Source organism: Nostoc sp. LEGE 12454, assembly GCF_056620565.1.
Map to the genome: position 1 here is coordinate 23534 of NZ_JBWQXL010000029.1, position 14790 is coordinate 38323.

Sequence of the window (14790 nt, forward strand, 5' to 3'; positions counted from 1 at the left end):
GGGTTAGGAAGACGTTACACAATATTTAAAGTTAAAAGTTGTGTGTCATCTGCTTGACATCTTAATTTTGAATGCAAATTGGCATAATTAAAGTCTTGTCTGCAATGCACGAACCAATACAGCCGCGCATTTGCTCGGCTTTGGCTTCTGCATTGCTGAATTATGCAATTAACTAAAAAATTAGTTAATAAAGATTAATTTAATAAATTTCATCTTCTATGTCAACTAGCAAGCAATTTTTTAGTTAATATATTTTCGTTATGATCGTGGAGCAACGTGGGTCGTTCAACGCAGTCAAAATTCTCAGCTAAAAAGCCGCGTCAGGTGCGCGATGCAGAAGCGACGAAAAAGCAGATTCTCGATGCGGCGGAAGCGGAGTTTGCCAGAAATGGACTTCAAGGCGCGCGAACAGAGGCGATCGCTAGAGGTGCAGGTGTGACTACAGCGATGATTTACTACTACTTCCAGAGCAAGGAAGGACTATATCAAGCTGTTCTGCAACGTCCGGCGGTGGAGATGCACGAAGGGTTTGAGGAGCTAAATTTGGATCAATTCCCACCAGAGGAGGCATTGAAGGTGCTAGTCAAAGGAGCGATCGCTTATGAAGCTGCTCACCCGCACAGAGGGATGCTTTGGTTCCAAGAAGCAAACCAAAATCAGGGAAAGTATTTCAAACAGGGGAATTGGCAAGAAAATTTTAGGTATCTGATCGAGATTTTAGAGCGGGGGATGGCGGAAGGTTGTTTCCGTCAGATCGATCCATTTTTCACTACCCTGCATATTATTGGGGTTTGTAATTTATATTTCAACGCTTACGAAAACATCAAGCATACTAGACCCGATTTGCAATTACTAAGTCCAGAAATGATTGAGCAGCATACTCAAGCAGCTGTTAATTTTATTTTGGCTGGTGTGCAAGCAATCAAAGTTAAAAGTGAGGAGTGAGGAGTTAGGAGTTATATCAAAAAAGAGCAACGCGAATAGCAGCGTTTGGCAAAAATTCCGAAATACTTGTGGTGTCCAAATAGCAAGTGAGTCCCCACAAGCCTTTTTAATAGATAATGCTGGGTAACACTTTTGCTCAGTCGTGGTTTTGGATAGCGATCGCGCTTCAGCTAGCTCAAAGTTCTTCTAACGGCGGTAGCCGAAAGTTTGGGACTAAAATTATCTGCCACTGGCTAATTTTTAGATATGAAATTAACACTCAAATAGGTGAAGTTGCGACTCCTAAAAATTTAGTAGTTTCTGTAAAGCACAGAGCAATACTTGGTTTAGTTTATACTTTGCACCAAATCTCTCGGCGTTTGATTTTATCATCCAAGCTTAATTCGCTTAAAACCCTAAATTTTAAGCTCAGAACACCAAACTACTAGCTCGGAACACCAAACTTCGAGCTTAGAACATCAAACTTTGAGAAGAGAATACCAAATTCCGAGCTTGGAACATCAAACTTCAAGCTCAGAACATCAAACTTCGACCTCAGAATATCAAACTTTGAGTTCAGAACACTAAACTTCGAGTTCAGAACAGCAAACTTTGAGTTAGGAACACCAAACTTCGAGTTGAGAACATTAAACTTCGAGAAGAGAACACCAAACTTCGAGTTGAGAACACGAAACTTCGAGTTCAGCACACCAAACTACTAGCTCAGAACACGAAACTTCAAGAAGAGAACATCAAATTTTGAGTTCAGCACCCCAAACTACTAGCTCAGAACACAAAACTTAGAGAAAAGAACATCAAAAATACAAGCTAAATCAACGAAACCTTTGCTATATAAGAATTATGAATTCCGCGCAGCGCTATTAGTCTTCAACTTAGGATAAGCAATGCGTTTGTGATGAAATTGCTGCCAAACATCCACAAATATCTGGGCAATTTGTGACATTTCTTCTCTTGTTAGTCCTGAATCTACGAGTTGATTTTCTTGCCATTTGGCACGCAAAATATTATTGAGCATTGCTAAAGCTTGTTCGCTGGAAACATCTTTAAGCGATTGCTTCTCTCCCACAGATTTAGCCGAAGCTTGCAGCGATCGCAGCGCCGCTTCGCAAGAATCTGCTAACATGACAATTCCGGTTTCCCGTGATTGGGGAATTGGGCCATCGTAGCGAAAATCTGCGTCGTCTACAGTTAAACTTGGATCTTCTTGAGCCATTTGCTGGGCTTGGTGATGGAAATAAGCAATTAGCATCGTTCCCTGATGCTCTGGAATAAAAGCTTGAATCGCCGTAGGTAAAAGGTGTTTGCGCGCCATTACCAACCCTTCAGTTACGTGCTTTTTGATAATTTCTGCACTCTTCCAAGGATCTTTAATCTCAGTATCGTGTTTATTCGGCCCGCCCATTTGATTTTCAATAAAGCCAAGAGGGTCGTGCATTTTGCCAATATCGTGATATAGTGTCCCAGCCCTGACTAGTTCAACATTGCATCCTAATTCTTTGGCAGCAGCTTCAGCAAGAGTGGCTACAAGTAAGGTATGTTGAAAAGTTCCCGGAGTTTCAGTAGCGAGTCGTTTTAATAAAGGGCGGTTAGGGTTCGCCAGTTCTGCTAGGCGGATTGGGGTAACTAAATCAAAAACTTTTTCTAGATAAGGACTCAAACCCAAGGCGATAACACTCCAGCCTAAGCCGGATAAAGCAAATAATCCCGCTTCTTGGAAGACAATATACCAGGTTGAACCAAATACTTGACCAATTAAAATTTTAACAAACAGGTAAATGCCACCTTGAGTTAAGGCGATCGCAACGCCTAATAATGCTAACTCTTCACGCGATCGCAATCGTTGGGCGATGTAACTACCTAATATTCCTCCCCCCACACCAGCTAAAAGTGCAGCCTTGCTCATATCCAAACTAATGCCTAATATCGGCCACAGCAGGCCGACAACTGTTAACCCCAAAGTCGGCCCGTAAAAGCTTCCCAACAATAACCCAAGGGCGCTCCAGGTGGTATAGGGCAATCCGATGACGATTACTCCTGGCACGCTCAGAGTTAGCAATAACACTAATAGGCGATCGCGTTGTCGCAATTCGTAATCGATATGGCGTTCTACCCAGACAAAAATGCCAATAGCGATCGCAATCACGCCTCCTAACTTCACCAACTCCTGCCACTTTACCTCCCGACGAATCAGATGATAATGCTCCAGTACCTCAAAGTTCCATGCAGTAATCTGCGCTCCTTTTTTGACAATCACCTCACCCTGCCGTACCTTCACCATCACGGGTGGCACTCCAGCCGCAGCCTTTTGAGCGTTTTGTCTGGTTTGTTCTTCATCTTTTTGCAGATTCGGCTTGAGTACAGCTAACAACAGATTCTTTGCCAAAGTTTCAGCGGATTCTGGTACAAAGGTCTGTAATTGTAAACTCACCGCATCTTGCAAGATATTTTTTGGCAGTCCTTGTGGAATGCCTTGGGTGAGAATCCGCTCTATACTTTGATGGATTCCTATTTGGGTTTTTTCCCATTCCACATCTGATAAATCCAAAAGTAGAGATTCTTCATATACTGCTTCGGGGGTAACAGTCTCTAATTTTAAAAGTTTGGCAGTGGCTTGGATGTATCTTTGACGTGTTTGGGAAATTTCGGCAATCAGTAAGGATAAGCTTTTCTCAGGAGTTGTGAGGCGGTAAGATTCTAGTTCTGCTACAGCTTGAGTAAAATCAGTGCTTTGAGAAAAATCTATTGGCTGTGTCTTTTCTAGACTCTGGGAATCAGATTTGGATGTGATGCGCGGCTGGCGTTTCTGATTGGGTGCAGCTGGGGTGGTTTGTCCGATTCTCTTCTGCTGCTGATTTTTACTATTTTCTACAGTCGATAGCAGTGCTTGCCATTCCAAGTTAGAACAAGAGCGGAGGTAACGTTGGGTAGAGATGGATAAAACTACAGGATCGAAAAAAGGAAAAGCTCCAGCGACAGCGCGAATTTCGTTACCATCATCTAGAAGTTGTTGCAAATTTTCGTTGATTTTTTCGTTGATTCGCGCATCAAGCATCAACACCTGTAAGGAGCTTGTGCTGACGGCTTTGCGCTCGGCTTCGGTTTTTTTCCGATCTTCGATGCTAGCTGTGTAAGGCGCTGTAATCGTTTGGGGCGCAGGACGTCCTATTTTGAGTTGAGTCTGATTGTATAATTTATGACCAATAATACCTGTGAGGGACACTACAGCGATCGCCAAAATCACCGAGTAACGCTGTTTATATGCCCAATCTAAACCGACTGTACAAATACTACTCTTAATTTTGACCGATTTTGCCTTTGACCTTAGCGCTTTTTCTTGTTTTCGGCGTTCGCTTTTCTCATTGGTTTTTGATAAAAACAGGAATACATTCTTGAGCATAGTCCTTAGAAGTTCCCTTCTATGGGTTTTACCTTTGGGACTTCTCATTAACTTTCCTTTACGGCGTAGTGTTTTGTACTGTCGCCGCCAGTGAGTCAATTGCTGGTTCAAGAACTGCAAAAATTTATGCATTTTCATTATCTCTACCTGCAATTGCCAACTTTGATAGTTCAAAAAAGACAATCATCAGGAAAGTTCGATCTGCGGCTGCAAGTCGGTGGCGAGGGCTTTTTTACTGCTGATTTACCACAATAGTTAGCTACAGAATCAGTCCAAGGGTTTACTGAAAAATTCTAGTATATGAGACTAATACGACTGTGACGGAAGTTTGCCTAGCTTTAACCCCTTATCTGGTTAATTTAAGATTAACGCGACCGAATAACACGAGGAGCTGCGTAAACTGAAAGCAAAGCCACCTCACATCCCTCCTCTGTTAACTCTTTTGGGTTTAAGGTAAGATTATACACTCCTGACCACACCCCCACAAATGCATCGGTCAATTCTAACACTTGGGAAAAGCTAGTTAGTCCCCATACTGGAGAATTCCTTTGCAAGAGCAAGACTTGCCAATTTACGGGAATTCCACCTGTCCCGTTATATGCTCCCGACAAAGCACCAGTAATTGCACCTGTAGCCTGTGAGACTAGAAGCGTAGCATCTTGCAGTTGAGAATTGCGATCGTGAGTAGCCTGTAAAACTGTCAGGCGAAAGTCTTCCAAGGTGCTCAAAAAGCAGTAAAATGCCATAGCAATACTGTTACTGAGTTTTTCTTCCTTAGCAAACTCAGGTTCCGTCGTTGATAATCCGGCTCCTTGCTCTAATAAATTCTGAACTCTTAATAATTTTTTTGGTATTGATGTCGGTGTTTCTCCGATAAAAGAAATTGTCTGTGGGATAAGAGTTAGAGGGTCAAGTTTTTCAGTTAGGGCAAGAGCGATCGCATATCCTACTGCTAGTGTTCCATCCCTGACTACTGGATCGTCCTCCCAGATTTTCAGCACACGCAGCAAGTTTTGTCGTAGTTTAATCGGATTTTCGTGAAAAAAGAGGGCTACTGGTAATGTGGCAATAATTATTTTTATCGAAATGTCATCAGTTGCTACTAAATGAAGAGATTCTTCTTGCTGACGCTCTATCCAATCATCTAAATCTAATCTACCTAAGGCAATCAAACTCTGGATACCCAGAACCGCCATTCTGCCTAAATCTAGGGAACTCTCAAACTGTATACCACCAGAAGCTAAACTTTCCCCCAAGAATGCTCCGAGTAAAGTTCCTTTAAACCGACTTATAGGAGAGTAACGCATAATTCTGTAGTCAAAAGTGTGGAGTGAAGAGTTAATGAAATATTACTAATTCCTAACTTATAACTCTTAACTCTTAACTCCTAACTCTTAAATGATCTATCAAAGCTTGTAAGCCCAATAAGTAACTTTGAACGCCAAAACCACTTATTTGCCCGATCGCAACTGGGGCGATATAAGAATGATGGCGAAATTCTTCCCGGCGGTAAATGTTACTCAGATGTACTTCCACCGTGGGCAAGTTAACAGCAGCGATCGCATCTCGCAAGGCCACACTTGTATGGGTGTATGCTCCTGCATTAATTAGAATTCCCTGATGTTGCCCTAACGCGCCATGAATAGTATCTACCAAAATTCCTTCATGATTTGACTGCAAAGAAAAAACTTTCGCCTGTAATTTGAATGCTTCTTCTTCTAACAGGCGGTTAATTTCAGCTAGTGTCAGCGAACCATAAATTCCTGGTTCTCGTTGTCCTAGCAAATTTAAGTTTGGCCCGTGCAGTACCAGAATACTTAAGGATTGCAACGTCGAGTTTACCACTGCGGGGTTAGTGGCGACGCCGAGAGCGATCGTTCACAGGAATCGGAATCAGTTCCGGTTCCGGTTCAGCCTCTGGCCCTAATAGGCTTTCAATTAGCCTACGAGCTAATTCCTTAAGCTTTTCCAGCACCTTTTCTATATAGTCCATGAACTGACCGCTCCTGAGATACTACCTCAATTTTTGATTAACAGGTACGCAGAAAAAAACATACTTTCGCACCTCTGGCTTCCAATCGGGCTGATACACAATCCCGCATTTGGGACATAAGCCACTTCTAAAATTTAGCGTTGTGTTTTCCCTTACTTTTTAGAGTATCACACTTGAACCTAATGAACTGTATCCTATCAAGGATGGATATCAAGGGTCAAGAGTTAAAAATCGGACTTTAGATAGACTATTGAGTAGGAATTTTAGATTTTAGATTTTGGATTAAGGGAATTTTGAGATTCATGCCTTGCCCGTTATGGGCGAAATAAATCTAAAATAGACTCCTTTGTCGCTAACGCTACGCTAGCGTAAATCTAAAATCCAAAATTAACTGACTTACCACTAGCCTTTTGTACCCTTTTTCTTGGCAGCGGTTGTTGATGATTTCGCAGTTGACTTAGATTTGGAAGTCGTTGATTTACTCGTTTTGCGAGTCGATTTTCCGGTCGATGTCTTAGCTGCCAACAAGTTCAGCGCTGCCGTTAGGGTTACATCTTCTACCGTTTGACCTTCTGGGATACTGACATTAGTTTTGCCATGCTTGATGTAAGGACCATAGGGGCCATCGTAGATGTTAATTGTTTCCCCGTCCTCTGGATGCGTACCCAATTCGCGTAAGGCTGCCTTGGACTTGCTGTTGGTAGAACTGCGTCCCTTTTTGGGTTCGGATAACAGTTCTAATGCACGTTCTAAGCTAATTGTCAATACATTATCAGCAGCTTTCAGAGAGCGGTAGTCTTTCCCCTCCTTACCCTGGTCGTGAACGACATAAGGGCCAAAGCGTCCCAAACTTGCTTGAATTTTGCCGCCAGTAACTGGATGAACTCCTAATGTCCGGGGTAGTGCCAACAGACCAACAGCCATTTCCAGGGTAACGGTTTCTGGGGTGACACCTTTAAGTAAGGAGGCTTGTTTCGGTTTGGGGTTTTCGTCGGTTTTGTCACCCAATTGGACATAAGGCCCGTAAGCACCAATTTTCACATAAATTGGTTCGCCAGTTTCGGGATGGCGGCCTACCTGGTCAGGGCCTGTGATTTTTTGCCGCAGCAATACTTCTACCTGTTTGGGGTTGAGGTCAGCTGGTGTCAGGTCTTTGGGAATTGAAGCGGTGACAACTCCTTCACCATTTTCGACTTCAATATAAGGGCCATATTTACCAATGCGGACTTTGGCATCTAGATTCTCAAGTTCTACAGTCCTAGCTTTGGTGGCATCAATTTGACTTTCCCGTTCTTTTACGAGTGTTTCTAGCCCTTTTTCTCCCAGATAGAATTTCTGCAAGTAGGGCAGCCATTTTGCTTCACCTGTGGCAATATCATCGAGGGTTTGCTCCATCTTCGAGGTAAAACTAGGATCGACGATGTCCGGAAAATGTTTTTCCAGCAAGTCGGTGACGGCAAAAGCGGTGAAGGTGGGAATGAGAGCGTTAGTCACCAAATGAGCATAACCCTTATCGATGATCGTGCCAATGATGCTGGCGTAGGTACTGGGACGACCGATACCTTCGCTTTCTAAGGTTTTCACCAAAGAAGCTTCGGTGTATCTAGCTGGCGGTTGGGTTTCGTGCCCAACGGCTTCCAGTTCTGTACAATTGGGACGATCGCCCACTTTCAGATTCGGCAAAATTACTTCCTGGTCTTCCAGTGCTGCTTCTGGGTCGTCTGAGCCTTCGACGTAGGCACGTAAGTACCCTGGAAATTCAATCCGTTTGCCTGAAGAACGGAATCCAGCATCCTCGACTTGCAATTGCACGGTAATTTGAGTTTGCCGGGAATCAGCCATTTGACAAGCAACAGTCCGCTTCCAAATCAAATCGTAAAGGGCAAGTTCTCGACCGCCCAAACCAGTTTCTTGGGGGGTGCGGAAGCTGCTACCTGCTGGACGAATTGCTTCGTGCGCCTCTTGTGCGCCTTTGGATTTGGTGGTGTATTGCCGGGGTTGGGGACTGAGGTATTGTTGACCGTAAAGCTTTTCTACACAACTCCGAGCAGCTGCGATCGCTTGATCTGACAAATGCACCGAATCTGTCCGCATATAGGTAATATACCCTTGCTCGTACAAATTCTGGGCAACCCGCATGGTGTCGCGGGCTGAAAGGCGCAGTTTCCGGTTAGATTCTTGTTGCAACGTCGAGGTGGTGAACGGTGGCGACGGTTTGCGCGTCACTGGGCGTTCTTCCATGTCGGTAACACTCCAGGTTTTACCAGTTAGGCGTTCCTTGAGCGCTACAGCTTGTTCTTCGTTGAGCAACAAGACATTGCGACCTGCGGTAATTTCTCCAGTTGTGGCGTCAAAATCACTACCATTAGCAATTTTGGTTCCTCCCAATGTTACCAACTGGGCAGCAAAGGGGGTTTTTTCCTTTGACAAACTAGCTTTCAAATCCCAGTATGTACCCTCATGGAAAGCGCGGCGTTGGCGTTCCCTAGTGACTAAAAGTCGCACAGCTACAGATTGTACGCGCCCAGCAGATAATCCCCAGGCGATTTTTTTCCATAGCAGGGGAGACAGGGTATAGCCTACCAATCGATCTAAAATCCGCCGGGTTTCTTGGGCACGAACCAACTGCTCATCAATATTACGGCAATTTTTCAGAGCTTTTTTGATCGCCTCTTGAGTAATTTCGTGAAACACCATCCGCTTAGTCGGAACTTTTGGCTTCAGTAGTTGGTATAAATGCCAACTAATGCTTTCACCTTCCCGGTCTTCGTCCGTTGCCAGAATCAGTTCATCTACATCCTTGAGGGCATCTTTGAGCTGGGTAACAATTTTCTTTTTGTCTTTCGGGACAACATATACCGGTTCAAAGTCGGCGTCCACATTTACCCCTAGCTGTGCCCATGATTCCCCTTTGACGGCAGCGGGAATTTCACTAGCCGACTGGGGTAGGTCACGCACATGACCCATAGACGCCTCCACCCGATAGCCTGCTGGCAGGTAGTTGCGAATGGTACGAGCTTTGGTTGGAGATTCGACGATGACGAGAGTTGACATGGAAATTTCAATAAAAAGAAGAGCTACTAAGCTAAACAGTCAAATTGAGGTAACTTTTACAAATTGTCAAGATAAATGGTCACGCTTAGGGCGGTGATTTAATCCTCACATAAACTGCCTGCTTGGGAGAAAATCCGCTGAACTTAATGCCCAGTCTCTCCCAGAGGATAAATGAGGATACGCTGGGTCTGAATTTCCAGCTATTTCAATCTTTAACTTATCTAACGCATAATTGGCGACTACAGTTTTCAAAATATCTTTTAATTTAGGAATTGGGCATGGGACATAGGGCATAGAGTATGGGGAATGGGAGATCAGAAAGTAGGGGGAACAAGGGAAGAATAATTATTGAATTTACCAATGCCCAATGCCCAATTCCCCACCTTAATAGAGCTTGTGCCAAAATTAAATCAAACTTGAGAGCAAAAGCGAAGTGGGATTTGTACCCATGTCAGGAAAGCAAAACCATGCAACCAATTCGTCAGGGTGATGTTATCTTACTACCTGTGCAGCAGGTTGAAGGACAAAAAATACCTCATTTAACTTTGGCAGAAGGCGAAGTTACGGGGCATAAGCATCGCATTACTGAGGGAAATGCCGAATTATACGAGAAAGATAGCACACTCTGTTTGCGTGTGTTTTCAGAGTCAGCATTGCTTGCCCATGAGGAGCATAAAGCTATTTCTATTCCCCAAGGTGACTGGATGGTGAAAATTCAGCGAGAATACGAGCCTGAAGGTTGGCGTTATGTCGCTGATTGAAAAGTTAACGCCTGAGCAAGAGGCTTTGATTCCAGTTTATCGGGAAAAGTGGAGAGCGATCGCGCTTTCAACTGAGCGGATTGATCGTGAAAAAGCGGCGGAAGCGGTGAAATTAGTCTATGCAGCTATGGGCAAAGAAGATCCTGAAATTATTTTTGTAGATAGTCTTTATGGGGCAATAAAATGTGTGAATCAATTAGATATACCGTCAGGCTATACACTAATTGACGAAATATGTGATTTGCGGCAAGACTTTGAAAATCAACATGATTTTCATACACAATTCAGCCGCGAACTGAGTAGCAAACTCGGAATGGAATTCGACGAGTTTCAAAAAGAAACTTTCAGTCTTTACATGATCCCAGATTATATGGGCGGTGATCCTGATGAGTGGGACTCAGTGCCTGACTTCATTCAACCTATAGAATGGATTCGTTGCTTCTTTATTTGTAAGGACTTTTATTTTTCTGTCCTCAGCTTTTCTCACAATCAAGAAATATGGCAAGCACTTGAATCTTTATTCAAATATTGTGGTAGGGTTTTACCTTATAAAAATATTTGTATAGTATGCGATCGCCCCCTTCACTTGCGCTTAGACAATCAAAATCGCCTCCACGCTGAAGGTGAACCCGCAATAGAGTATGCCGATGGATTTAGCCTTTACTTCTATCACGATGTAACCTTACCTGAAAAGTATGGTAAAATCCACCCTGAACAATGGCAAGCGGAATGGCTTTTGTCAGAGAAAAATGCCGAACTACGGCGAGTACTAATTCAGGGTATTGGTTACGCTAGAATTTGCCAAGAACTACAAGCTATTGAATTAGATAATTGGCAAGAATATACACTATTAAGAATTGATAACAATGTGGATATCGAGCCGATTTATTTATTAAAAATGACTTGCCCCAGTACAGGGTTTATTCACGCCTTGCGAGTTCCACCAAATATCAACTCAGCACGTGAAGCAATTAGCTGGGTAAATTGGGGCGTAGATCCAGAAGAGTTTGGTGTGCAAACATAATTACTTAAAGGACTTACCCATTTAGAAATTGTTCAAATAGGGAAAAATTCTTGATTAGTAAAAATGATTTACACGCTAACACCTGAGCAAGAGGCTTTGATTCCAGTTTATCGGGAAAAGTGGAGAGCGATCGCTAAATTTCAGGTCGGTAGAATAAGCCTTTTGAGTCATTGAACGCTACGTAAATGCACTGTCTCAAAAGTATCTTATCGTTATCATTTCATTTGATTAGTTACCTTTCGATTTACTTTATAAATAGCCTCTAAGGGGAATCTATCTTAATTTTTTAGAAGATTAGTTATATTCCATAGTTTTAAGTACGCTTTTTCAACACCAGGTTTGCACAACATGACCCTTCAACTGTTGTCCTAACCAAGGTGTATTTTGTGAAAGTGTATAAAGACTTTTCCGTTCGACTTTCCAAGTTTGCTGGGGATCGAATAAAGTAAGTTCCGCTGGTTGATGAGGTACGATCGCACTTACTTTTTGCCCCAAACACTCTGCTGGATTGGTACTCAATGCCCGCCATAATTCTAAAGCTGTAAATTCCTCAGTTTCAACGAGATATTGCCATAAAAGAGGTAGTGCTAATTCTAAACCAATTGCTCCTGGAGGCGCTTCGGCAAAGGCTTGGACTTTTTCTTCGTAGCTGTAGGGTGTGTGATCGATCGCGATCGCATCGATTACACCCGCACGTACCCCTGCACGCAATGCCGCCATATCACTGGGATTACCTAAAGGCGGGTCTAAATGCAAGCTGGTGTGATAACTCTTAACTGCTTTAGTATCAAGTAAAAGGTGCATCCAGGTGGTGCTGGCGGTGATGGGTAAACCAGCCGCTTTCGCTGAAGCAATTAATTCTACGCTGCGAGCTGTAGAGACACGCATGATATGGACTGGTGTGCCGATGGTTGCAACTAATTCAAGCATAGCTGCGATCGCAGTTGTTTCAGCGCTGGCGGGTATTGGGGGTAAACCAAAACGGAGAGCATTTGTCCCTTCTCTCATTACACCATTCGCTGTTAACTGGCGATCGCTAGGCCAAAATGCTACTGGTTTACCCAACGGTTGGAGATACTCTAACACTCGCCGCACCAGCGCCAAATTTTCTAAAGGCTTACCATCAGTAAAACCCACAACTCCAGCAGACGCTAAATCTGCCAATTCCGTCATCTGCTTCCCAGCAACATCTACGGTGATAGCACCCCAGATATGAAGCAGAGGTGCAGGGGAGCGGGGGAGCAAGGGAGACAAACTCTTCTCTGCCCCTCTGCTCCTCTGCCCCTCTGCTCCTCTGCCCCTCTGCCCCTCTGCCCTCTTCTGCTGCAACTGTGCCACAAGCGCAGGGTTATCAATAACTGGGGATGTATCGGGTAAAATGCTTACTTTAGTAAAGCCGCCAGCAGCAGCAGCTTGTAAGAAAGACAAGAGGGTTTCCCGTTCTTCAAAGCCAGGTTCACCAGAGTGGCTGTACAAATCCACTAACCCAGGGCCGAGAACTAATCCCTGACAATCTCTGATTTGAGTATCGGAACTGATGTCAGAAATGTGCGAAGCCACTTCTCGGATATAACCATCAGCAATCAGTACATCAAAGAGTTCGTCGATTTCAGAAACAGGGTCAATTACTCGTACTTTTTGCAGCAGTTCAGTCATAAAAGTTTTTAGTTATGAGTTAGGAGTTAAGTAGGTAGGCATAATTAAACATAAAGTAAAATCCTAGTTCGTAGTGAGCGATTCATCGCTCAAAGCAAGGATTATTAGGACTAAAGTCCTGACTACAAACTTTAATTTATTTACGTCTAGCTACTTATGAGTTATTTGTTCTTCAGTCATCGCTTCTAACTTTATTCCTCACTCCTGACTCCTTCTAACTCCTCACTCTTGACTCAGCACTCACAACGCTCCCGCTGCTGTTTTATCTAGTACGCCTCCACCAAAGTGATAAGTGATATTCATCGCTTGCAGTACTGGTAAACCATCGATGCCAGCAGGGTAGTCGATAACACTGACTGCACCATTACCCTGACGAAAACTCCAGAAGTTTTCCAGCGATAAACCCAGAATGTGACAAAGCAAGGTTTTGTTAGTAGCGTCATGAGCTACTACTAATACAGTTTTGAATTGATTATTTGATGCTGTTTGCAGAATTGATTGCCAAGCTGCAACACTGCGCTCCCACACCTGTTGCAAATTCTCCCCTTCAGGCATTTGCACTTGCGTTGGTATCAGCCGCCATCGCTGCAATTCTCCCGGAAACTCTTGCTCTATCTCTGTTTCTAATTTTCCTTCCCAGAGACCATGACTGATTTCTCTTAAACCATCTTGCAATTCTAATTTTACATTTGGATGTTGTTTTAAGATAATCTCTGCTGTTTCTTTAGGGCGCAGCATTGTGCTACTGCAAGCATTATCAATTGCTACTTCTTGAAGAAATTCGCTGGCTTTTTGTGACTGTTGTCTACCGTTGTCGTTGAGGGGGACATCAATTTGTCCTTGAAACCTAGTTTGGCGATTCCAGTCGGTTTCACCGTGACGCACTAGTAACAATCGTACTCCTTGATGATCTGGTCGCAATGAGGGTAGAGTTTCTCCGGTGTGTTGCGTCTGATTTAAGGATTCTAGCTGGACTGGTTCGCCCAATCCTCCAGCAAAATTTAATACGGTGATGCCACAGTTAGATTGCTGTACTGAGTGGTAGCGACTGGGAGGGATTCCTAACGCTGTGCTAATCAAAGCGCGATTGATTCCGTTATGTCCCACGATGAGGATGGTTTCGCCTTGATGTTGGGACAAGATTTCTTGCCAAAACTGCCGTGCTTGTTCGTATAAAGCAAGAACGGGAAAATGTTCTCTTGTTCCTTGTGCATCATTAAGCAGCATCCGCAGTTCATCGGGGTGTTGATGCCAAGTGCGGTAGTCTTCAGCAAATTTTTGCTTGACTTCAGCAGTCAGCAATGCTTCCCATAAAGGTAGGTCGATTTCTAGCAGCAAATCAGAAACTTGAACTACAGCAGATTGTTTAGCATGAGTAGCTAACTCACTATGGATAATATCTGCTGTGTGTTTCGCTCGTTGTAAGGGACTGCTGTAAATCGTATTAAATAAGATATTGCTGAGGGCTTTGCCTACAAGACTTGCATCATTACGACCTTTTTCGGTTAATGTTGACGCATCAGTGCGTCCTTGGATACGCCGCTCGGTGTTATAACCGCTTTGACCGTGGCGCACAATGATGACACGAGTCATCTCAAAGCCCTCCTCTTATCTTGACGATTAATTTTACTGCAAAACGATTGCATAATTATCGACTCAGGAAGGCGGATTGAGTCAGGTGCAAAACTTTATTCTGCTAGAGGAGGCTGTACGAGCGGTTAAAACTGCGATTGTCTGAACGATATTTTCTAATAAAGCTGTTTTGATTTAAGTAAAAATAGTCAGAGTAAAAATGATGTGGAATAATTTCAGAATTGTGCCTAGTACAATGTCTAACCTAGTAATGAAAAGTTCGTAGTAAGCACTTTAGTGCTTAGAAACTTCCAGACTAAAGTTCTTACTACGAACTTGTTGACCTTACTAATTTAAACTTAACAGACTATAGCAAAAATTTTGGCCA

Annotated in this window: 12 protein-coding genes; 5 read left to right on the forward strand and 7 right to left on the reverse strand. The window is 43.5% G+C overall.

The window, feature by feature from the left end; genetic code table 11:
• Nucleotides 1-276: 276 nt before the first annotated feature.
• Together AC1F2U_RS24225 and AC1F2U_RS24230 are read left to right on the forward strand one after the other, a co-directional pair.
• Nucleotides 277-945 (forward strand): TetR/AcrR family transcriptional regulator, encoded by a 669-nt coding sequence (locus AC1F2U_RS24225; protein ID WP_480263404.1) that lies wholly within the window; start codon nt 277-279, stop codon nt 943-945.
• A gap of 116 nt (nt 946-1061) precedes the next feature.
• On the forward strand, nt 1062-1373 hold the full coding sequence (locus AC1F2U_RS24230) for a hypothetical protein (protein WP_480263405.1): 312 nt from the start codon (nt 1062-1064) through the stop codon (nt 1371-1373).
• Nucleotides 1374-1783: 410 nt separating this feature from the next.
• Here the strand turns inward: AC1F2U_RS24230 and AC1F2U_RS24235 are convergent, their stop codons facing one another.
• Nucleotides 1784-4480 (reverse strand): HD family phosphohydrolase, encoded by a 2697-nt coding sequence (locus tag AC1F2U_RS24235; protein ID WP_480263406.1) that lies wholly within the window; start codon nt 4478-4480, stop codon nt 1784-1786.
• Here AC1F2U_RS24235 and AC1F2U_RS24240 point away from each other — a divergent pair.
• Nucleotides 4469-4597 (forward strand): hypothetical protein, encoded by a 129-nt coding sequence (locus tag AC1F2U_RS24240; RefSeq protein WP_480263407.1) that lies wholly within the window; start codon nt 4469-4471, stop codon nt 4595-4597. The two genes, AC1F2U_RS24235 and AC1F2U_RS24240, sit on opposite strands and share 12 nt — an antisense overlap.
• 110 nt (nt 4598-4707) lie before the next feature.
• On the opposite strand, the gene AC1F2U_RS24245 is transcribed toward AC1F2U_RS24240, so the two are convergent.
• The 4 genes from AC1F2U_RS24245 to topA form a co-directional block, all read right to left on the reverse strand.
• Nucleotides 4708-5649 carry an ADP-ribosylglycohydrolase family protein gene (locus tag AC1F2U_RS24245; RefSeq protein WP_480263408.1) on the reverse strand — a complete coding sequence of 314 codons (942 nt, stop codon included), beginning with the start codon at nt 5647-5649 and terminating at the stop codon, nt 4708-4710.
• A 73-nt stretch (nt 5650-5722) separates the two neighbouring features.
• Nucleotides 5723-6172 carry a type II 3-dehydroquinate dehydratase gene (gene aroQ / locus AC1F2U_RS24250; RefSeq protein ID WP_480263409.1) on the reverse strand — a complete coding sequence of 150 codons (450 nt, stop codon included), beginning with the start codon at nt 6170-6172 and terminating at the stop codon, nt 5723-5725.
• A gap of 22 nt (nt 6173-6194) precedes the next feature.
• Nucleotides 6195-6335, reverse strand: a complete 141-nt coding sequence (locus tag AC1F2U_RS24255; RefSeq protein WP_012410890.1) for a hypothetical protein — start codon at nt 6333-6335, stop codon at nt 6195-6197.
• Nucleotides 6336-6737: 402 nt separating this feature from the next.
• Entirely contained in the window at nt 6738-9389 is a 2652-nt protein-coding gene (topA, locus tag AC1F2U_RS24260; RefSeq protein ID WP_480263410.1) for a type I DNA topoisomerase, read from the reverse strand.
• A gap of 467 nt (nt 9390-9856) precedes the next feature.
• On the opposite strand from topA, the gene AC1F2U_RS24265 reads away from it, so the two are divergent.
• Nucleotides 9857-10150, forward strand: coding sequence for a hypothetical protein (locus tag AC1F2U_RS24265; RefSeq protein WP_480263411.1), 294 nt, complete (start codon nt 9857-9859; stop codon nt 10148-10150).
• On the forward strand, nt 10137-11174 hold the full coding sequence (locus AC1F2U_RS24270) for a DUF6745 domain-containing protein (protein WP_480263412.1): 1038 nt from the start codon (nt 10137-10139) through the stop codon (nt 11172-11174). The genes AC1F2U_RS24265 and AC1F2U_RS24270 overlap by 14 nt, the downstream gene beginning before the upstream one ends.
• Before the next feature lie 327 nt (nt 11175-11501).
• Here AC1F2U_RS24270 and AC1F2U_RS24275 read toward each other — a convergent pair whose 3' ends face one another.
• Nucleotides 11502-12830: a dihydroorotase gene (locus AC1F2U_RS24275; protein WP_480263413.1), complete on the reverse strand. Its 1329-nt coding sequence runs from the start codon at nt 12828-12830 to the stop codon at nt 11502-11504.
• 240 nt (nt 12831-13070) lie between these two features.
• Nucleotides 13071-14423: a histidine phosphatase family protein gene (locus tag AC1F2U_RS24280; protein ID WP_480263414.1), complete on the reverse strand. Its 1353-nt coding sequence runs from the start codon at nt 14421-14423 to the stop codon at nt 13071-13073.
• Nucleotides 14424-14790 lie beyond the last annotated feature (367 nt).

Excerpts from the sequence above, each read along its gene's own strand:
- AC1F2U_RS24230 (WP_480263405.1), top strand. The coding sequence starts at position 1,062 with ATGCTGGGTAACACTTTTGCTCAGTCGTGGTTTTGGATAGCGATCGCG.
- AC1F2U_RS24240 (WP_480263407.1), top strand. The coding sequence starts at position 4,469 with ATGCATTTTCATTATCTCTACCTGCAATTGCCAACTTTGATAGTTCAA.
- AC1F2U_RS24235 (WP_480263406.1), bottom strand. The coding sequence starts at position 4,480 with ATGAAAATGCATAAATTTTTGCAGTTCTTGAACCAGCAATTGACTCAC.
- AC1F2U_RS24245 (WP_480263408.1), bottom strand. The coding sequence starts at position 5,649 with ATGCGTTACTCTCCTATAAGTCGGTTTAAAGGAACTTTACTCGGAGCA.
- AC1F2U_RS24255 (WP_012410890.1), bottom strand. The coding sequence starts at position 6,335 with ATGGACTATATAGAAAAGGTGCTGGAAAAGCTTAAGGAATTAGCTCGT.
- topA (WP_480263410.1), bottom strand. The coding sequence starts at position 9,389 with ATGTCAACTCTCGTCATCGTCGAATCTCCAACCAAAGCTCGTACCATT.
- AC1F2U_RS24265 (WP_480263411.1), top strand. The coding sequence starts at position 9,857 with ATGCAACCAATTCGTCAGGGTGATGTTATCTTACTACCTGTGCAGCAG.
- AC1F2U_RS24270 (WP_480263412.1), top strand. The coding sequence starts at position 10,137 with ATGTCGCTGATTGAAAAGTTAACGCCTGAGCAAGAGGCTTTGATTCCA.
- AC1F2U_RS24275 (WP_480263413.1), bottom strand. The coding sequence starts at position 12,830 with ATGACTGAACTGCTGCAAAAAGTACGAGTAATTGACCCTGTTTCTGAA.
- AC1F2U_RS24280 (WP_480263414.1), bottom strand. The coding sequence starts at position 14,423 with ATGACTCGTGTCATCATTGTGCGCCACGGTCAAAGCGGTTATAACACC.